A 17,507-nucleotide genomic window follows, 5' to 3' on the forward strand; every position below is an offset into this window, starting at 1 on the left:
TCTCAGAAATGGGGCACGACGGCCACGGGGCAGCCGACGTGGTGGATGGCGGCGTGGGCGACGGGGCCGGTCCGCGGACCCGTCGGGCGTTCGGCGGCGTGGCGGCCGACGACGAGCAGGCTCGCGCCGGAGGCGGCCCGCACGAGCACGGACTGCGCGCGGCCCTCGGTCACGGTCTCGACGACCTCGACGTCGGGGTACTTCTCGCGCCAGACCTGCAGGACGGCGGTCAGGAAGCCGAGCCATTCCGCCGCCTGCTGCACCCCGCCCAGCAGGCCGGTCTCCGCCGGGCCCAGCCCGATCGGGGAGGGCTGCTGCCAGGCGTGCACGACCCGCAGGCGGGCGGCGCGCGACCGGGCCGCCTCGAAGGCGAACTCGATCACCTCGTCGCAGGCGTCGCCGAGGTCGACGCCGAGCAGGACGTCGCGGTAGCCGGTCCGGGTGGACGGGCCCCCGTCGTCGTCGGGCAGGTGCTCGTCGGCGGCGTCCTCGCCGGCCCGGACCAGGACGACGGGCGTCTCGGACCGCGCCACCACGCCCAGGGCGACGGAGCCGACCAGGAACCCGGTGAAGCCGCTCAGCCCGCGCGAGCCCAGCACGAGCAGGTCGGCCTCCTGGGCCGCCTTCAGCAGGGCGGCGGTCGCGGGGCCCTCCGTCTGCTCCTCCTCCACCCGGAGACCCGGGCAGGCGGGGCGGATCCGGTCCTCCGCCTCCCGCAGGACACGGCGGGCCAGGTGCCGCTGCGCGGCGCCGGCGGGATCGCCGCCGTCCGGGCGGGGACGCCAGTTCCTTGCGTGCAGCAGGCGCAGCGGCCGGCCTCGGCGTACGGCCTCGCGGGCCGCCCACTCGGCGGCCGCGAGGCTCTCGGCCGATCCGTCGACTCCGGCGATCACGGGGGGAACCATGTGCGCACCTCCTGCGCTCGGCGAGCTCCTCCATGCCAGCGTCGGCCCGCGGCCGGATGTCAGGTATGGGCCGCCAGGGCTCGAAGCGGGACCGTTCGGCCCCTGAGGGGCACGGCCGGTCAGCGGCCAATGTGGAATTCCGAACTCCCTTTCGCGGAAAGGCGGGAAGCCATGGAGCGGATGATCGTCGCCGGTGCGGACGCGTCGGCGGCCGGTTGTGCGGCGGCCTACTGGGCCGTGCGGGAGGCCGAGCTGCGCGGGGTGCCGCTGCACGTGGTGCCGGTGGCGTCGGCCGACGGCCCGGCCAGCGTGCGCGCCCTGGGCGACGGCGCGGAACTGGTCGTGGTGGGCCTTCCTCCCGCCGCCGCGGACACCACCGCCGCGGCGCTGGTGGAGCGGGCGAAGCGCCCGGTGGTGCTGGTGCCCGGCACGCCGTCGAAGCCCGGCCGCGTGACCGTCGGCCTCGATGCCCGCGAGCCCGCGGACGTGGTGCTCGCGTTCGCCTTCGAGGCGGCCCGGCTGCACCGGGCGACCCTGCACGCGGTGCACGCCTGGGCGCTGCCCGAAGAGGCCACCGGCTGGCTGTTCACCCTCGCGCACGACGAGCGGGCCACCTGGGAGGACCAGGAGGTGCAGCGGCTGTCCGACGCCCTGCGGCCGTGGCGCACCCGGTACCCGGACGTCGACGTGCTGCAGGACGTCGTGCTGCTCGCCCCCGAGGAGGCCCTCAGCCACGCCTCCGGCAACGCCGGGCTGGTGGTCCTCGGCCGCCGCTCGGGCGGTACCGCCCTCGCCCTGCTGCGCAGCGTCCGCTGCCCCGTCGCCGTGGTCCCGGCGTAGGAACGCCTTGGTCCCGGCGCGGGAACGCCGTGGTTCCGGCGCGGGAACGCCGTTGTACCGGCGCGGAACATTGGGGTCGCGGCGCAAGAACGCCGAGGTCCCGGCGCAGGAACGCCGAGGTCCCAGCGTAGGAACGCCGTTGTACCGGCGCGGAACACTGGGGTCGCGGCGCAAGAACGCCGAGGTCCCGGCGTAGGAGCACTGGGGTCGCGGCGCAAGAACGCCGAGGTCCCGGCGTAGGAGCACTGGGGTCGCGGCGTGGGAACGCCTTGGTATCGGCCCAGGAACACCGTGGTTTCGGCCCGGCGACCGGGGACGCGAGCGGCCCGGCGGGCTCCGCTCCGTGAGGTCCTGGCCCCGGCAAGGAGGATCGGCCCTGGCGGAGGGTCGTTCGGCCCCTGTGGGTTCGCGGCCGTTCGGCACACGGTGAAGGGCATGAGGACGCACAGCGGCACCGCGGTCATCGGCGTCGGCAACGACTTCCGGCGCGACGACGGCGTGGGCTGGGCCGTGGTCGCCCGGCTGCGGGAGCGGGCCGCCGGGCGTCCCGGCGCGCCGGACACCGTCTTCGCCACCTGCGACGGCGACCCGGGCCGGCTGATCGGCCTGTGGGAGGGCGCCGGCCTCGCGGTGGTCGTGGACGCGGCGCACGCCCACCCGGGCACCCCCGGCCGGGTGCACCGCATCGAAGTGGACGGCGGGCACCTCTCGGCGCCGTCGGCCACCAGCACCCACGGGCTGGGCCTGGGCGAGGCCGTCGAGCTCGCCCGCGTCCTCGGCCTGCTGCCGGAGCGACTCGTCGTCTACGCCGTCGAGGGCGCCGACTGCGACTTCGGCGCCGGCCTGTCCCCCGCCGTCGCGGCCGCCGTGGAACCCCTGGCCGACGCGGTCGAGGACGAACTCGCGCACCGCGCGGACGGGGTGGCGAGGAGGCGGGCATGACCGTACGGCGCTTCCACGTCGAGGGCATCGTCCAGGGCGTCGGGTTCCGGCCGTTCGTGTACCGCACCGCGGCCCTGCTCGGTCTGGACGGCTGGGTGGCCAACGTCGACGGGCACGTGGAGGGCCAGGTAGCCGGGCCCGAACGGGCCATCGAGGAGTTCGCCGTCCGGCTGCGGACCAGGGCCCCGGCACTGGCCCGGGTGCGCCGCGTCCGGCTGACCGCCGGTCCCCGCGAACCGGCCCTCCGCCCGGGTTTCCGGGTGCGCGACAGCGCGTCGGCCGCCGCGGACCCGGCGACGCGGGAGATCCCGCCGGACGCCGCGATCTGCGACGCCTGCCTGCGCGAACTGCGCGACCCCCGCGACCGCCGGCACCGCTATCCGTTCATCAACTGCACCGACTGCGGGCCGCGCGCCACGATCATCGAGGACCTGCCGTACGACCGCGTCCGCACCACCATGCGCCGCTTCCCGCTGTGCCGGGCCTGCGCCGCCGAGTACGCCGACCCGGCCGACCGCCGCTTCCACGCCGAGCCGGTCGCCTGCCCGGCCTGCGGGCCCAGGCTGGCCTGGCAGGAGCTGCGCGGCGAGGACGCGCTGCGGGCGGCGGTGAAGACGGTCGCCGACGGCGGGATCGTCGCGCTGAAGGGCCTCGGCGGCTACCAGTTGGTGTGCGACGCGGGCGACCCGGCGGCCGTGGCGGAGCTGCGGCGGCGCAAGCACCGCCCGGCGAAGCCGTTCGCCGTGATGGTGCCCGACGTCGCCGCGGCGCGCCGGCTGGCCCTGATCGGCGCGGGCGAACTCGAGGCCCTGACGGCCCCGGAGCGGCCCGTCGTGCTGCTGGCCCGGCGCCGGTGGCGGGGCACGCCCGCGCTGGCGCGCGAGGTGCATCCCGGCCTGAGCCGGGTGGGCCTGTTCCTGCCCACCACCGGCCTGCACCATCTGCTGCTGGACGGCCTCACGCGACCGCTCGTCGTCACGAGCGGCAACCTGAGCGACGAGCCCATAGCGGTCGACGACGCCGGCGCCCGCCGCACGCTGGCCGGCGTCGCCGACGGCTTCCTCACCCACGACCGGCCGATCCGGTCCCGGTACGACGACTCGGTGGTGCAGTTCGCCGGACGCACCCGGATCACCGTCCGGCGGGCGCGCGGGCTGGCCCCGGCGCCGCTGCCGCTGGCCGTACGGGAGCCGGTCGCGGGGGCCGGCGCCCAGCTCAAGCACACCTTCACGCTGGCCGCCGACGGCCGGGCGCACCTGGGCCCGCACACCGGCGACCTGGCCGACCCGGCGGTCCACGACGCTTTCCTGGCGTCGTACGACCACCTCAGGCGGCTCACCGGCATCGAGCCCGCGGTGCTCGCGCACGACCTGCACCCGGGCTATCTGTCCACCCAGTGGGCCACGGCGCAGCCGGTGCGGCGGATCGCCGTCCAGCACCACCACGCGCACGTGGCGGCCTGCGCGGCCGAGCACGGGGTGCGCGGCCGGTTCCTCGGGGTGGCCTACGACGGCCTCGGTCTGGGGGACGACGGCACCCTGTGGGGCGGCGAGATCCTGCTGGCCGACCTGACCGGCTACCGGCGCGTGGGCCGGTTCGCGACCGCGCCGCTGCCCGGCGGCGACGCCGCGGTACGGCGCCCGGTGCGCACGGCCCTCGGCCGTCTGCTCGGCGGGGAGGAGCTCGGGACGCCGGCGCCGGAACCCTCGCTGACCCGGCACTTCACCGGCCGGCTCGACCCCGCCGAGGTGGCCGGGGTGCGCGCCATGGTCGCCCGGGACGTCAACTGCCCGCGCGCGTCCAGCGCCGGGCGGCTGTTCGACACGGTCGCCGCCCTGCTGGGCCTGTGCGACCGGGCCGGTTACGAGGGCGAGGCGGCCGTCCTGCTGGAGGCCGCGGCGGGCGCCGAGCACGCCGTGCCGCTCGCCCACCGCGTCGTGCGGGTGCGGGACCTGTGGGTGTACGATCCCGCGCCCACCCTCGCCGACCTGCTTCAGCGGCAGCTCGCCGGTGAGCCGGTGGCGCGGCTGGCGGCCGCCTTCCACCTCACGCTCGGGATCGTCACGGCCGAACTCGTCGGCCGGGCCGTGGCCGACGGCGCGCCGCGCACGGTGTGCCTGGGCGGCGGCTGCTTCGTCAACCGGCGGCTGCTGACCGAGGTCAAGCGCCGGCTGCACGCGCAGGGGCTGCGGGTACTGGCCGGCGGCGAGGTCCCCGTCGGGGACGGCGGCATCAGCTACGGGCAGGCGGCGGTCGCGGCCGCGCGGCTGGCCGGGGAGAGGTGAGCGCGCATGTGTCTGGGCATCCCGGGCCGGGTCGTGGAGGTCCACGACGACATGGGCCTGCGCATGGCCACGGTCGACTTCGGCGGGGTGCGGCGCGAGGTCTGCCTCAGCTGCACCCCCGACGCGGACGTCGGGTCGTACGTCATCGTGCACGTCGGTTTCGCCATCACCCGGGTCGACGAGGCGGAGGCCCGTCGGACGCTGGAGGTGCTGCGGTCGATGGCGGGAGCGGTGGAGAACGAGCTGGGCGAACCACTGCCGTGACCCGGGCCCCGCCCCGCACGGGTCGCGGGCGGAACCCCGCCCGCGACCGGTCCCAGCGGCAACCCGCCCGCACCGGTACTGGCCGGGACCCGCCACACCGGCCCCACCCGGCGCCCCACCCGCACCACACGTGCGCGCAGCCCCGCCCACGCCCGACCCCACCCGGAGACCCGCCACACCGGCCCGGCGACCCGCCGGCACCGCACGCAGGCGGAGCCCCACCGCGCCGGTCCTGGCTGGGGCCCCGGCCGTCGGCCGGTGGGTCCGGGTGCGTGGGGTCCGGGCGGGACGGGGAGCGGTGCGAACCGTCGGCGCGGTGTCCGGGCGCCGGCGCCCGCCCGTAGGCACGAGACCCGCGGTGTCCGGGCGTCGGCGCCCGCCCGCGGGCACGAGACCCGCGGTGTCCGGGCGTCGGCACCCGCCCGCGGGCACGAGACCGACCTGCGCGAGGAGGGGCGGCCGCCGACGCACGTGCGGGCGGCCGGGATCCGGTCGGCACGGGGAGCAGGGCCGGTCGGCCCCTGCCGCCGGTGACCCGGCCGCCGGAACCTGACGGTGGAGGTCCACGACCACCGGGACGAGGAGGACCGTCATGACCGTCACCACAGCCCCGGCCGTGCTGGACCGGGACGGCCTGGGCGCCCTGGTCGCGGCTCTGGTGGCCCGGGGACGAACCGTCGTGGGGCCGACCGTCCGGGACGGCGCGATCGTGCTGGCCGAGCTGACGTCGGCGGACGCGCTGCCCTACGGCTGGGGCGTGGAGCTGGAGGCCGGCCACTACCGGCTGGTGCGGCGCGCGGACGGGGCGGCCTTCGCGAACAGCGCCGGCCCGCAGTCGTGGAAGGCGTTCCTGCATCCCGCGCGGCAGCGGCTGTGGAGCGCCGACCGCACGCCCGAGGGCGACATCTCCTTCACCGCCGACGAGCCGGAGCCGCCGTCGTACGCCTTCCTCGGCGTCCGCCCCTGCGACCTGCGGGCCATCGCGATCCAGGACCGGGTGCTGGCCGGGGGACGGTACGCGGACACCGGTTATGCCGCGCGCCGCTCCGGGGCGCTGCTGATCACCGCCGAGTGCACCGAGCCCGGCGCGACCTGTTTCTGCGTCTCCACGGGCGGCGGGCCCGCCGCCGACCCCGGCTACGACCTCGCGCTCACCGAGGTGATCGACGAGCGGGGCCACCGCTTCCTGGTGCGCGTCGGCAGCGAGGAGGGCGGCCGGCTGCTGGCGGAGGTGCCGCACCGCGCTGCCGACCCGCCCACCGAGACCGCCGCGCGCGCTTCGGTCGACGCGGCCCGCGACCGCATGGGCCGCGCCCTGCCCAAGGTCGACCTGCGTGCCCTGCTGGGCGCCAGCCTGGACGCCGAGCGCTGGAACGACGTCGCCGCACGCTGCCTGACCTGCGGCAACTGCACCATGGTATGCCCGACCTGCTTCTGCACCACCACGGAGGAGGTCACCGACCTCACCGGTGACCACACCGAGCGCTGGCAGCGCTGGGACTCCTGCTACGACCTGGACTTCTCCTACCTGCACGGCGGCCCGGTGCGCTCCTCCGGGCGCAGCCGCTACCGGCAGTGGCTCACCCACAAACTCGGCACCTGGCACGACCAGTTCGGCACGACGGGCTGCGTGGGCTGCGGGCGCTGCATCGTCTGGTGCCCGGTCGGCATCGACATCACCGAGGAAGTGGCCGCGCTGCATGCCGAGACCGGAACGCGACAGGCCGAGACCGGAACGCGACAGGCCGAGACCGGAACGCGACAGGCCGAGACCGGAACGGAGACGGACTGATGCCCCCCTCGATCGCCCTGCGCATGAACCACGCCCTGCCCGCCGAGCACCGTGAACGGCTGCTGCGCGTCGGCCGGGAGGTCACCTTCCCGCAGGGCGCGCGCCTGTTCGAGGAGGGCGGGCACGCCGACCGGTTCTGGATCGTCCGCAGCGGCACGGCCGCCCTCGACATGCACGTGCCCGGCCGCCGGCCGCCGGTGGTGGAGACGCTCGGCGTCGGCGACCTGGTCGGCTGGTCCTGGCTGTACGAGCCGTTCGTCTGGCAGCTCGGCGCCGAGGCCGTCACCCGGCTGGAGACGTACGAGTTCGACGCCGTCGCCGTCCGGCTGATGTGCCTGAACGACGCGGAGTTCGGGCGCGCCGTCGAGCACTGGGTGGGCCGCGTGCTGGCCCACCGGCTGAACGCGGCCCGGGCCAGGCTGGTCGACCTGTACGGCATCTACGAGACCAGGGAACCGCGATGACCGCCGTACCGGTGCCGCATCGTGTGGTCGGCCGCCGGGAGGAGACGGCGGACACGGTCACGCTGCGTCTGGAGCCGGTCGGTGCGGCGCTCGAGGAGTTCCTGCCCGGCCAGTTCGCGATGGTGCACTCCTTCGGCCGCGGCGAGATCCCGGTCTCCGCGAGTTCGGTGCAGTCCACCGGCGGTCTCGCGCACACCATCCGCTCGGTCGGCGCGGTCTCCGGCGGGCTGTGCGCGGCCCGGGTGGGCGATGTCGTCGGCGTCCGCGGGCCCTACGGCAGCGGGTGGGAGCTCGAGCGGGCGCGCGGGCGGGACGTGGTGGTCGTGGCGGGCGGCATCGGCTTCGCCCCGGTGCGGCCGCTGGTCCTCGGCGCGCTGGCCGAGCCGGCGGCCCACGGCCGCGTCAACGTCCTGATCGGGGCCCGCACCCCGGGTGACCTGATCGCCCGCGAGGAGGTGGCGGGCTGGGCCACGGCGTACACCGGGGTCACCGTCGACCAGCCCGACGTGCACTGGCGCGGCGACGTCGGTGTGGTCACCCAGCTGCTGGGCCGGGCGCTGTTCGATCCGGCGGACACCTGGGCGTTCGTCTGCGGGCCCGAGCCGATGATCCGGGCCACCGCCCGCGAACTGGCGCAGCGCGGCGTGCCGCGCGAACGGATCCGGGTCTCGCTGGAGCGCAACATGCGGTGCGCGACCGGGACGTGCGGGCACTGCCAGCTCGGCCCGCTGCTGATCTGCCAGGCGGGAGCGGTCGTGGACTGGGCCCTCGCCGAACCCCTGCTCGCGGTGAGGGAGTTGTGAGATGGCACCGAAACTCGCCGTGTTCAAGCTGGCCTCCTGCGACGGCTGCCAGCTCACCCTGCTGGACTGCGAGGACGAACTCCTCGCGCTGGCGGGCGAGGTGGAGATCGCGCACTTCCTGGAGGCGTCCAGCGCGGTGGAGCCGGGCCCCTACGATCTGTCGCTGGTCGAGGGTTCCGTCACCACGGCCGAGGACGCCGAGCGGATCCGGCAGATCCGGGTCGCCTCCCGCCACCTGGTCACCATCGGCGCGTGCGCGACCGCCGGCGGCGTCCAGGCGCTGCGCAACTTCGCGGACGTCGACGAGTACCGGCGCACGGTCTACGCGCGCCCCGAGTACGTCTCCACGCTCGCCGACTCCACCCCCGTGTCCGCCCATGTGGCCGTCGACTTCGAACTGCGCGGCTGCCCCATCGACCGCCGTCAGCTCATCGAGGTGATCACCGCGTTCCTCGCCGGACGCAAGCCCGACGTGCCCGACCACAGTGTGTGCTTCGAGTGCAAGCGGCGCGGCAACGTCTGCGTCACCGTCGCCCACGGCACCCCCTGCCTGGGCCCGGTCACGCACGCCGGGTGCGGGGCTCTGTGCCCGACCTACCACCGCGGCTGTTACGGCTGCTTCGGGCCGTCGGGGTCGGTGAACCTGCCTTCCCTGATCCCGTTGCTGCGCCGCGACGGCATGGACGACGACGCCGTGCTGCGGTTCCTGCACACCTTCAACGCCGCCGCGTTCCAGAAGGAGTTGGACCAGTGACACACCGCGGATCCCGTGTCCTGCACGTCGGCTCGCTGTCCCGGGTCGAGGGCGAGGGCGCGCTGCGCCTGCACGTGCACGACGGCACGGTCACCGAGGCCCGGCTGGAGATCTACGAACCGCCGCGCTTCTTCGAGGCGTTCCTGCGCGGCCGGGCCCACACCGAGCCGCCCGATCTGACGTCCCGGGTGTGCGGCATCTGCCCGGTGGCGTACCAGATGAGCGCGTGCGCGGCGGTCGAGGACGCCTGCGGTGTGACGGTCGACCCGGCGGTCCGGGCGCTGCGCCGGCTGCTGTACTGCGGGGAGTGGATCGAGAGCCAGGCCCTGCACGTCTACCTGCTGCACGCCCCGGACTTCCTGGGCCGGTCCGGCGCGATCGAGCTGGCCCGCACCCACCGGGCCGAGGTGGAGCGGGGGCTGCGGCTGAAGAAGGCCGGCAACGACCTGATGGAGCTCCTCGGCGGGCGTGCGGTGCACCCGGTGAACGTACGTCTCGGTGGCTTCCACCGGGCGCCGACGCGGGAGGAACTGCGGCCGGTGGCAGAGCAGTTGAGGCGGGCGCTGGACGACGCGTGGGCGACCGTGCGCTGGGTGGCCGGCTTCGAGTTCCCGGACGCCCGCACCGACGCCGCCCTGCTGGCGCTGGCCCGGCCGGACACGTACGCCATCGAGGACGGCACCCCGAGCGTCCTGTGGCCCGACGGCTCCACCGGCTCCTTCCCCGTCGCGGACTTCACCGACCACGTCACCGAGACCCAGGTGGCGCACTCCACGGCGCTGCACTCGCGGCTCGACGGGCGCCTCCATCTCACCGGATCCCTCGCCCGGTTCGCAATCAGCGGCCGGCTGCTGTCCCCGGTGGCGCTGCAGGCGTGCGCCGAAGCGGGGCTGGGCGATCCGCGCGAGGGCGCCGTGTGCCGCAACCCGTTCCGTTCCATCCTGGTGCGGGCGGTGGAGACGCTGTACGCCGTCGACGAGGCGCTGCGCATCATCGGCTGCTACGAGCCGCCCGAGCGCCCGTACACGGACGTCCCGCCGGTCGCCGGCGTCGGGCACGGCGCGACCGAGGCGCCCCGCGGGCTGTTGTACCACCGCTACGAGATCGACGCCGGGGGCGTCGTCACCGCCGCGCTGCTCGTGCCGCCGACCGCGCAGAACCAGGGTGCCATCGAGGAGGACCTGCTGCGCCTCGTCCAGCGGGCGATCGGTGAAGGCGACCCGGGAGACGCCGAGTTGACGGCCCTGTGCGAGCGGGTGATCCGCAACCACGACCCGTGCATCTCGTGCTCCACCCATTTCCTCGACCTGACGGTCGTCCGTACCTGCGGCGCTACACCGGCAGAACCAGCGGGAGGCTGCGATGCCTGAGACTCCGTACACCGTGAGCGATGTGATGACGCAGACCGTCATCGCCGTCGGGCGTGACGCGCCCTTCAAGGAGGTCGTCGGCCTGATCGACCAGTGGAAGGTGAGCGCCCTGCCGGTCCTGGTGGGCGAGGGCCGGGTCATCGGTGTGGTCTCCGAGGCCGACCTGCTGGCGAAGGAGGAGTTCCGCGACGGGGGCGAGGAGGACGCCGAGCGGGACGAGCGGCGCAAGGCCGCCGCGCTGACCGCGGGCGAGCTGATGAGCAGCCCGGCCGTGACCGTGCACGCGGACGCCTCGGTCGCCGAGGCGGCCCGCATCATGGCGCGCCGGCACGTCAAGCGGCTGCCCGTGGTGGACGGGGTCGGCCTGTTGCAGGGCGTGGTGAGCCGCAGCGACCTGCTGAAGGTCTTCCTGCGCGAGGACGAGGAGATCGCCGAGGAGATCCGGCACGAGGTGCTGGGCCAGCTCCCGATCACCACCGAGCTGACGGTCACCGTGCGGGACGGCGTGGTCGTGCTGAGCGGCCCGCTGCCCGACCGCACCCTCGTCCCGATCGTCGCCAGGGCGGTGCGGGCCGTGGAGGGGGTCGTCGACATCCGTCTGGATCTCAGCAGCCGATGAGGTACCTCGACGAGTACCGCGATCCCGTGCTCGCCCGGCGGCTGCTGGGAGAGCTGCGGCAGACCGCCACGCGGCCCTGGCGGATCATGGAGGTGTGCGGCGGTCAGACCCACACCCTCGTCCGCCAGGGCATCGACGAGCTGCTGCCCGCCGGGATGCGGATGATCCACGGACCCGGCTGCCCGGTGTGCGTGACGCCGCTGGAGACGCTGGACCGGGCCATGGCCGTGGCGGCCCGGCCCGGCGTGCTGTTCACCAGCTTCGGCGACATGCTGCGGGTGCCCGGCTCCCGGTCCGACCTGCTCTCGCTGCGGGCGCGGGGCGCGGACGTGCGGGTGGTGTACGCGCCGATGGACGCGGTGCGCCTGGCGGCCGCCCACCCCGACCGGGAGGTGGTCTTCCTCGCGGTCGGCTTCGAGACGACGGCGCCCGCGAACGCGACGGCGGTGCTGCACGCGGCCCGGCTGGGGCTGACGAACTTCTCGATGCTGGTCAGCCACGTCCTGGTGCCGCCCGCCATGACGGCGCTGCTCGACGACCCGGACTGCGAGGTGCAGGCGTTCCTGGCGGCCGGGCACGTGTGCGCGGTGATGGGCTGGCGCGAGTACGAGCCGATCGCCGCCCGCTACCGGGTGCCGATCGTGGTCACCGGCTTCGAGCCGCTGGACCTGCTGGAGGGCGTGCTGATGGCCGTGCGGCAGCTGGAGTCCGGACGGCACGAGGTGGAGAACCAGTACGTGCGGGCCGTGCGGCGCTCGGGCAACACCGACGCGCAGGACGCCGTGCGCAGGGTGTTCCGGGTCACCGACCGGTCCTGGCGCGGCATCGGCTCGCTGCCCGACAGCGGTCTGGAACTCGCCGAGGAGTACGCGCGGTTCGACGCGGCCCGCCGGTTCGACGTGGGCGGGCTGTCCCCGGTGGAGGACCCGGAGTGCATCGCGGGCGCGATCCTCACCGGCGCGCGGCTGCCCACCGACTGCCCCGCGTACGGCACCCGTTGCACACCCCGTCATCCGCTCGGCGCGCCCATGGTGTCCTCCGAGGGCACGTGCGCCGCCTTCCACGCGGCCGGCCGCATCGCCCCCAGGAGCACGGCATGACCATCGAATGCCCCACCCCGCACCACGAGGACGAGATCGTCCTGCTCGGCCACGGTGCCGGCGGGCGCCTGACCGCGGAACTCCTCGACAGCCTGATCCTGCCCTCGTTCGGGGAGACCGGCGGGCCGCTGGAGGACGCGGCGCTGCTGCCGGGCCGCCCCGACCTGGTGATGAGCACCGACAGCTTCGTCGTCAGCCCGCTGTTCTTCCCCGGCGGGGACATCGGCTCGCTCGCCGTCCACGGCACGGTCAACGACCTCGCCATGCGGGGCGCGTGGCCGCTCGCGCTGTCGGTCTCCCTGATCGTCGAGGAGGGCCTGCCGCTGGCCGAACTCCGGGCCGTCACGGCGTCGTTGGGCAAGGCGGCGCAGGAGGCAGGGGTTCCCGTCGTCACCGGCGACACCAAGGTGGTGGGGCGCGGCGCGGCCGACCGGCTGTTCGTGAACACCACCGGCGTGGGGCAGCGGCAGGCTCCGCTGTGCCCGTCGGCGGCGTCGGCCCGCGCCGGGGACGCCGTCCTGCTGTCCGGTCCGATCGGGCTGCACGGCACGACCGTGCTCAGCACCCGCGAGGGCCTCGGCTTCGAGAGCGACATCGCCTCCGACAGCCGTCCGCTGCACCGGCTGGTGCGCGCGCTGGCGCCGCTGGGCGCCGCCGTGCACGTGCTGCGCGACCCGACGCGGGGCGGACTGGCCGCCGCGCTCAACGAGATCGCGCGGGACTCGTCCGTCGCGGTGGAGATCGAGGAGTACGCCGTCCCCGTGCCCGAGGCGGTCGCCTCCGCCTGCGACCTGCTCGGCCTCGACCCGCTGGTGGTCGCCAACGAGGGCTGTCTGGTCGCCTTCGTCGACCCGGCCGTCGCCGGGGACGCGCTGGCCGCGATGCGGTCGATGCCCGAGGGCGCGCAGGCGACCCGCATCGGCGAGGTCGTGCCGGACGGCCCGCGGGGCCGGGTGACCCTGCGCACCCTGGTGGGCGCCCGCCGCATCGTGGACATGCCGCTGGGGGAACAGCTTCCACGGATCTGCTGAGGACGGACCTTCCACGGATCTGCTGAGGACGGACGCGGGATCTGCTGAGCACGCGGACCTGCCGGCCGGCACGGCACGGACCTGCTGGGGGGCCGGGGGGTGGCGGTGCGTCAGCCCGTCCGGCCCCGCCACTGCGGGCTGACCACGGCCCACTCCGCGTCCCAGCGGCGCAGCCGGCTCCGGTCGATCCGGGCGCACACGCCCCAGCCGGCGAGCAGCACCAGGCTGCCGCCGATCACCGCGGCCGCCGCGCCCAGTGCCGCGCCCTGGGCGCGCGCCTCGTCGGCGGTGGCGGGCGCGGAGACGAGGTTGCCCGCACGGTCCAGCCAGACGCGGGTGGTGCCGCCGGCCCGGCTTCCGGGGTCGACCGCGGTGATGCCCTGGCGGGTGGTGCCGTCCGCCAGGGTCCAGCGCACCGTGGCCCACGCCCGGGAGCTGCCCCCGTCCACCGCGGACGTGCCGCGCACCGCGTCCTTGACCAGCACGGCCGCCGCCGCGTGCCGGGCGGCCCGCAGTTGGCCGACGCTCCGCTCGACCGCGCCCGCCGTCCCCACGCCCGAGGCGACGGCGGCGAGCAGGGCCAGGATCCAGGTGGCGATCAGCAGCCAGCCCTCGACCAGGTAGCTGCGGGGCCGGAGCGGGTTGCGGCGCAGCCGCCACCAGCGTGTTCCGGCCGCTCGGGGGCGGGTGACGCGGGCCATCGTCACCACCGCGCCGGGGTGCTGTCGCGGACCAGGACCCGGGTGGCGGGACGACGTGAGGTGACCCACCGCTGTCCGGTGCGGCCGAGCCGCAGGACCACCTGCGGGAAGTGGCCGGCGGTGAGGTGCCGACGCACCTGCGCCCGCAGCTCCGGCAGTTCGAGGGGCTGGGTGTGGAAGGCGGCCGTCACGCCCCGGGCGGCGGCGGACAGCAGCACGCGCTGCAGCGCCTGCCCCGAGCGCAGCCAGTCCTGGCGTCCGTCGCGCGCGGTGGACAGCACGGCGACGGTGCCGGTGCCGGAGGCCCGCCTGCGGGCCGGGACGACGTACCGGCGGGAGAGGTAGAGGTAGTCGCGGCCGGCGAGGAGCGTGCAGTCCGGGTGGTAACGGCACGCCTCGGCGGGCACCCGGTCGGGCCCGACGCGGCGGGCCACCTCCGCCGCGTGCACCGGGTCCGCGCGGTGGCAGTCCTCAGCGGTGCGCACCAGCCGGGCGAGCAGTTCGAGTTCCTCGGGTCCGTCGATGACCTGGAAGTCGGCTCCCTCGGCCCGCGCGTGCTCGCTCAGCTCGTCGAGGAACTCGCGGGGCAGCGACTCGGCGGCGAACGGTCCGCGGTGGGTGTGCCGCAGCACCATCGCGCCGGCCAGTGCGGCCTCTTCGGCGGAGACGGGGGCGTGGGCGGCGAAGCCGACGTGCGCCAGGAAGGCGGGGTCGGCCGGGTCGGGCAGCAGTTCGACGGCCGGTTTGAAGCCGAGGTGCCGCACCGCCATCCGCGCGTTGAACAGGGCCGCCCCGCAGGCGATGACCATCTCCCGGCCGTCGGGGTCGGACAGGAGCATGCGCCGGGTGGCGTCGGCGTGCACCTCGAAGCCGTGGTCGTAGCCCTCCTCGACGAAGAACCACGGCTGGCTGTTGTGCGGCGAGGGCGCGAGGGAGGCGGCGCGGGCCAGGTGCACGGCGGCGTGGCCGGGTTTGTCGTACGACACGGACATGGGTCTCCCGCCTTTCGCGAACCGTCCACCCGTCGTGAACCGTCCACACCCAGGGTCCCGGCCGGGCGTCCGCCGGGGCATGGGCCGACGGTCCCGGCAGTCGGCCTGTGCGGCCCTCCCGCGGCCCGCCGCGGCCCGGTGGCGGCCCATGCGCGGGCCCCTCGGCCCGCCGCCCCCCGGGTTGCCCGGCCGTTCGGCCCGCGGCCGGGGCCGTACAGCACTGGGTGAGGGCGCGCCGGGGGAGTTGTCTGGAAGCGTCGGAGGAGGATGCCATGTTCACCAGAACGCCGTCCGCCCGCCGCGCCCGCCGCCGCCGGTCCCGTGTGGTCACCGCGGCGCTCGCGCTTCCCCTGGTCACGGTCGCCGCCTGCGGCACCGGCACGTCCGGCGGGACCACGCCCGCCCCGTCGTCCCCCGCGGACACCGGCTCGTCCGGCGGCACCACGGGCACCCCTCGCCCGTCCGCGTCGGCCACCACCCCCGGCACCGCGGCACCGGACCCGACGGCGTCCAAGCCCTCGGCCGGCGGCTCCGGCGGCACGACGGCGAAGGAGGTCCGTACGGCGGTGTACTTCCTGCACGGCGAGAAGGTCTCCGGCGCCCCGCGCACGGTGACCGCGCCGGGCACCGCCACCGCCGCTCTGCGCGCCCTGCTGGCCGGTCCGGACGCCTACGAGGCCCGTCACTCCCGCACCACCGCCATCCCGTCCGGCACGCGGCTGCGTTCCCTCGTCATCCGCGACCACGTCGCCACCATCGACCTGTCCGGCCGCTACGACGACGGCGGCGGCAGCCTGTCGATGCGGGAGCGGCTCGCCCAGGTCGTGTTCACCGCGACCCGCTTCCCGGCGGTGCGCAAGGTCGCCTTCGAGATCGACGGCAAGCCGGTGAGGGCCTTCGGCGGCGAGGGCATCGTGCTCAACGGCCCGGTCGGCCGGGCCGACTTCGAGGACGTCTCCCCCGCCGTGCTGGTGGAGTCCCCGCTGATCGGCGACACGGTGCGCAGCCCGCTGCGGGTGTGGGGCAGCGCGAACACCTTCGAGGCGGTGTTCCGGCTGAAGGTCACCGACGCCTCCGGGCACAAGGCCGCCGACGTGCAGGTCCGGGCGACGTCCGGGACCGGCACCCGCGGCACCTTCGACGTCACCTTCCCCTACCGGGCCGTCCGCACCGGGCAGGGCCTGCTGACGGCGTACTACCTGTCGCCCAAGGACGGTCGCGCGGTGACCGTCGACACCGTGCCGCTGGCCGTGCACCGCTGACTCCGGTCCCCGGCGACTGCGGTCCGGCACGGACGGACCCCGGCGCGAGTCTCGCGCCGGGGTCCGTCGTATTCCTCCCTCACCCGGTTTCCCCGGCTTCCCCCCGCTCCTTCACCAGCGTGTCGGCGACGCGCGCCGCCCACGCCTCGATCGCGGGGAAGTCGCGGAAGTCCCCGCCCTTGCCGCTGTGCAGGATCATCCGCGCGATGCGCCCCTTGGCGCCCTCCTCCAGACGGCCGCCGAAGGTGACGTGCTCGCGGGCGTCGAGCCGGTCCATGGCGCGCAGCACGCCGGGGACGGGCGGGATGTCCCGCTCCGAGGCGGTGGCGTCCAGGGGGCCGCTGCTGAACAGCCACAGCGGGCGTTCGGCCAGCGTCCGGCCGTGCCGGCGCAGCAGGCGGCGGGCGTCCTTGTGCCAGCGTCCGGCGTACAGGGCGCCGCCGACCACGACGGCGTCGTACGGGGTGACGTCGGTGACCGCCGAGGCGGGTGCCGTGTCGGCCTCGAGCCCCTCCTTGCGCAGCACGTCGGCCACCGCCTCCGCGATCTGCGCGGTCGATCCGTTCTTCGTTCCGTAGGCGACCAGCACGCGCGTCGGCATGGCGATCCGCCTCCTCTCACCTCACGTCACGTCACGTCACGTCACAGCCTGCGCAGCCAGTCGTCGGCGACGCCGTGCAGCGCCTGCTCCTCGGGCTGGATCTGCGAGTCGTCGAGCCGGTGGGTCAGCTTGCTGACGACGGCGACCACGCCGTCGATCTGCCGGGTCATGGAGACGGCGATCTCGGCCTCGCTCTTGCGCTCCACGTGCCCGGAGAGCGTGACCACGCCCTCGACCACCGAGACGTCGATGCTGCGCGGGGCCAGCCACAGGGCGCGGACCAGGACCTCGTCGACGACCTCGTCGTGGATGTCGGCGTCGGGCCGCAGGAACACCTGCAGCAGGTCACGGCGGGTGACGATGCCGACGAGGCGCTGCTCCTCGTCCAGGACGGGCAGCCGTTCCACCCGGTTCTGCGCCATGGTGCGGGCGGCCTCGACGATGGTCTCGTCGGCGTGGACGGTGACGGCGGGCTCGGTCATCAGCTGGCCGGCGGTGCGGGCCCGGCTCTTGGCGGCACGGATCCGCCCCTCGTGGGTGAGGTCGGCGAGCCGGAAGCGCTTCCTCGGCTCGGCCGGGTCCGGGCTCTCGGCCTGCCGCATCAGCAGGTCCGTCTCGGAGATGACGCCGATGACCTTCTCGTCGTCGTCCACCACCGGCAGTCCGCTGATGCGGTGCTCGCCGAGCAGCCGGGCCACTTCCTTGAAGGGCGTGCCGTACTCGGCGCGGACGACCTCCGTGGTCATGACGGAGCCGACCTTGTTGTGTCGCATGACTGTTCC

The 17,507-nt window shown here is 75.4% G+C and carries 18 protein-coding genes; 13 read left to right on the forward strand and 5 right to left on the reverse strand.

From position 1 onward, the window contains the following. Positions 1-2: 2 nt before the first annotated feature. Entirely contained in the window at positions 3-905 is a 903-nt protein-coding gene (locus VKA29_RS22270; RefSeq protein WP_324787681.1) for a universal stress protein, read from the reverse strand. A 171-nt stretch (positions 906-1,076) separates the two neighbouring features. Between VKA29_RS22270 and VKA29_RS22275 the strand changes: the two genes are divergently transcribed. From VKA29_RS22275 to hypE, 12 genes are all read left to right on the forward strand, one after another. Beyond that, on the forward strand, positions 1,077-1,745 hold the full coding sequence (locus VKA29_RS22275) for a universal stress protein (RefSeq protein ID WP_324787683.1): 669 nt from the start codon (positions 1,077-1,079) through the stop codon (positions 1,743-1,745). A 435-nt stretch (positions 1,746-2,180) separates the two neighbouring features. Further along, the gene (locus VKA29_RS22280; RefSeq protein WP_324787685.1) at positions 2,181-2,687 is read left to right on the forward strand and encodes a hydrogenase maturation protease; all 507 of its coding nucleotides are present in this window, start codon (positions 2,181-2,183) and stop codon (positions 2,685-2,687) included. Further along, the gene (gene hypF / locus VKA29_RS22285) at positions 2,684-4,972 is read left to right on the forward strand and encodes a carbamoyltransferase HypF (RefSeq protein ID WP_324787687.1); all 2,289 of its coding nucleotides are present in this window, start codon (positions 2,684-2,686) and stop codon (positions 4,970-4,972) included. The genes VKA29_RS22280 and hypF overlap by 4 nt, the downstream gene beginning before the upstream one ends. A gap of 6 nt (positions 4,973-4,978) precedes the next feature. Next, entirely contained in the window at positions 4,979-5,236 is a 258-nt protein-coding gene (locus VKA29_RS22290; protein ID WP_324787688.1) for a HypC/HybG/HupF family hydrogenase formation chaperone, read from the forward strand. Positions 5,237-5,828: 592 nt separating this feature from the next. After that, positions 5,829-7,028: a 4Fe-4S dicluster domain-containing protein gene (locus tag VKA29_RS22295; protein ID WP_324787690.1), complete on the forward strand. Its 1,200-nt coding sequence runs from the start codon at positions 5,829-5,831 to the stop codon at positions 7,026-7,028. Beyond that, positions 7,028-7,492: a cyclic nucleotide-binding domain-containing protein gene (locus tag VKA29_RS22300; protein WP_324787692.1), complete on the forward strand. Its 465-nt coding sequence runs from the start codon at positions 7,028-7,030 to the stop codon at positions 7,490-7,492. Before VKA29_RS22295 ends, VKA29_RS22300 begins: the two co-directional genes overlap by 1 nt. Beyond that, the gene (locus VKA29_RS22305; protein ID WP_324787694.1) at positions 7,489-8,295 is read left to right on the forward strand and encodes an FAD/NAD(P)-binding protein; all 807 of its coding nucleotides are present in this window, start codon (positions 7,489-7,491) and stop codon (positions 8,293-8,295) included. The genes VKA29_RS22300 and VKA29_RS22305 overlap by 4 nt, the downstream gene beginning before the upstream one ends. Before the next feature lies 1 nt (position 8,296). Further along, positions 8,297-9,049: an oxidoreductase gene (locus tag VKA29_RS22310; RefSeq protein ID WP_324787695.1), complete on the forward strand. Its 753-nt coding sequence runs from the start codon at positions 8,297-8,299 to the stop codon at positions 9,047-9,049. Beyond that, positions 9,046-10,419, forward strand: coding sequence for a Ni/Fe hydrogenase subunit alpha (locus VKA29_RS22315; protein WP_324787697.1), 1,374 nt, complete (start codon positions 9,046-9,048; stop codon positions 10,417-10,419). Before VKA29_RS22310 ends, VKA29_RS22315 begins: the two co-directional genes overlap by 4 nt. Continuing rightward, positions 10,412-11,038, forward strand: a complete 627-nt coding sequence (locus VKA29_RS22320; RefSeq protein ID WP_324787699.1) for a CBS domain-containing protein — start codon at positions 10,412-10,414, stop codon at positions 11,036-11,038. The genes VKA29_RS22315 and VKA29_RS22320 overlap by 8 nt, the downstream gene beginning before the upstream one ends. Then, the gene (hypD, locus tag VKA29_RS22325; protein ID WP_324787701.1) at positions 11,035-12,138 is read left to right on the forward strand and encodes a hydrogenase formation protein HypD; all 1,104 of its coding nucleotides are present in this window, start codon (positions 11,035-11,037) and stop codon (positions 12,136-12,138) included. Before VKA29_RS22320 ends, hypD begins: the two co-directional genes overlap by 4 nt. Beyond that, complete coding sequence (gene hypE, locus VKA29_RS22330; RefSeq protein WP_324787702.1) at positions 12,135-13,169, forward strand: hydrogenase expression/formation protein HypE; 1,035 nt, start codon at positions 12,135-12,137, stop codon at positions 13,167-13,169. The genes hypD and hypE overlap by 4 nt, the downstream gene beginning before the upstream one ends. 110 nt (positions 13,170-13,279) lie before the next feature. Here hypE and VKA29_RS22335 read toward each other — a convergent pair whose 3' ends face one another. Continuing rightward, a complete protein-coding gene (locus VKA29_RS22335; RefSeq protein WP_324787704.1) occupies positions 13,280-13,870 on the reverse strand; it encodes a hypothetical protein in 591 nt (196 codons plus the stop codon). Between the two features lie 2 nt (positions 13,871-13,872). Continuing rightward, positions 13,873-14,862 carry an Acg family FMN-binding oxidoreductase gene (locus VKA29_RS22340; protein WP_324787706.1) on the reverse strand — a complete coding sequence of 330 codons (990 nt, stop codon included), beginning with the start codon at positions 14,860-14,862 and terminating at the stop codon, positions 13,873-13,875. A 272-nt stretch (positions 14,863-15,134) separates the two neighbouring features. Between VKA29_RS22340 and VKA29_RS22345 the strand changes: the two genes are divergently transcribed. After that, complete coding sequence (locus tag VKA29_RS22345) at positions 15,135-16,124, forward strand: GerMN domain-containing protein (RefSeq protein ID WP_324787707.1); 990 nt, start codon at positions 15,135-15,137, stop codon at positions 16,122-16,124. A gap of 79 nt (positions 16,125-16,203) precedes the next feature. Here the strand turns inward: VKA29_RS22345 and VKA29_RS22350 are convergent, their stop codons facing one another. After that, entirely contained in the window at positions 16,204-16,725 is a 522-nt protein-coding gene (locus VKA29_RS22350) for a flavodoxin domain-containing protein (protein ID WP_324787708.1), read from the reverse strand. A 41-nt stretch (positions 16,726-16,766) separates the two neighbouring features. Further along, positions 16,767-17,498, reverse strand: coding sequence for a CBS domain-containing protein (locus VKA29_RS22355; RefSeq protein WP_324787710.1), 732 nt, complete (start codon positions 17,496-17,498; stop codon positions 16,767-16,769). Between the last annotated feature and the right edge of the window lie 9 nt (positions 17,499-17,507).

The sequence above is a fragment of the Streptomyces sp. H51 genome (genome assembly GCF_035656535.1).
Lineage (GTDB): Bacteria > Actinomycetota > Actinomycetes > Streptomycetales > Streptomycetaceae > Streptomyces.

What these genes read in the sequence shown, in the direction of transcription:
- VKA29_RS22305 (WP_324787694.1), top strand. Translation starts at nt 7,489, where the DNA reads ATGACCGCCGTACCGGTGCCGCATCGTGTGGTCGGCCGCCGGGAGGAG.
- VKA29_RS22270 (WP_324787681.1), bottom strand. Translation starts at nt 905, where the DNA reads ATGGTTCCCCCCGTGATCGCCGGAGTCGACGGATCGGCCGAGAGCCTC.
- VKA29_RS22345 (WP_324787707.1), top strand. Translation starts at nt 15,135, where the DNA reads ATGTTCACCAGAACGCCGTCCGCCCGCCGCGCCCGCCGCCGCCGGTCC.
- VKA29_RS22300 (WP_324787692.1), top strand. Translation starts at nt 7,028, where the DNA reads ATGCCCCCCTCGATCGCCCTGCGCATGAACCACGCCCTGCCCGCCGAG.
- VKA29_RS22295 (WP_324787690.1), top strand. Translation starts at nt 5,829, where the DNA reads ATGACCGTCACCACAGCCCCGGCCGTGCTGGACCGGGACGGCCTGGGC.
- VKA29_RS22335 (WP_324787704.1), bottom strand. Translation starts at nt 13,870, where the DNA reads ATGGCCCGCGTCACCCGCCCCCGAGCGGCCGGAACACGCTGGTGGCGG.
- hypE (WP_324787702.1), top strand. Translation starts at nt 12,135, where the DNA reads ATGACCATCGAATGCCCCACCCCGCACCACGAGGACGAGATCGTCCTG.
- VKA29_RS22280 (WP_324787685.1), top strand. Translation starts at nt 2,181, where the DNA reads ATGAGGACGCACAGCGGCACCGCGGTCATCGGCGTCGGCAACGACTTC.
- VKA29_RS22355 (WP_324787710.1), bottom strand. Translation starts at nt 17,498, where the DNA reads ATGCGACACAACAAGGTCGGCTCCGTCATGACCACGGAGGTCGTCCGC.
- hypF (WP_324787687.1), top strand. Translation starts at nt 2,684, where the DNA reads ATGACCGTACGGCGCTTCCACGTCGAGGGCATCGTCCAGGGCGTCGGG.
- hypD (WP_324787701.1), top strand. Translation starts at nt 11,035, where the DNA reads ATGAGGTACCTCGACGAGTACCGCGATCCCGTGCTCGCCCGGCGGCTG.
- VKA29_RS22320 (WP_324787699.1), top strand. Translation starts at nt 10,412, where the DNA reads ATGCCTGAGACTCCGTACACCGTGAGCGATGTGATGACGCAGACCGTC.
- VKA29_RS22290 (WP_324787688.1), top strand. Translation starts at nt 4,979, where the DNA reads ATGTGTCTGGGCATCCCGGGCCGGGTCGTGGAGGTCCACGACGACATG.
- VKA29_RS22275 (WP_324787683.1), top strand. Translation starts at nt 1,077, where the DNA reads ATGGAGCGGATGATCGTCGCCGGTGCGGACGCGTCGGCGGCCGGTTGT.
- VKA29_RS22310 (WP_324787695.1), top strand. Translation starts at nt 8,297, where the DNA reads ATGGCACCGAAACTCGCCGTGTTCAAGCTGGCCTCCTGCGACGGCTGC.
- VKA29_RS22340 (WP_324787706.1), bottom strand. Translation starts at nt 14,862, where the DNA reads ATGTCCGTGTCGTACGACAAACCCGGCCACGCCGCCGTGCACCTGGCC.
- VKA29_RS22350 (WP_324787708.1), bottom strand. Translation starts at nt 16,725, where the DNA reads ATGCCGACGCGCGTGCTGGTCGCCTACGGAACGAAGAACGGATCGACC.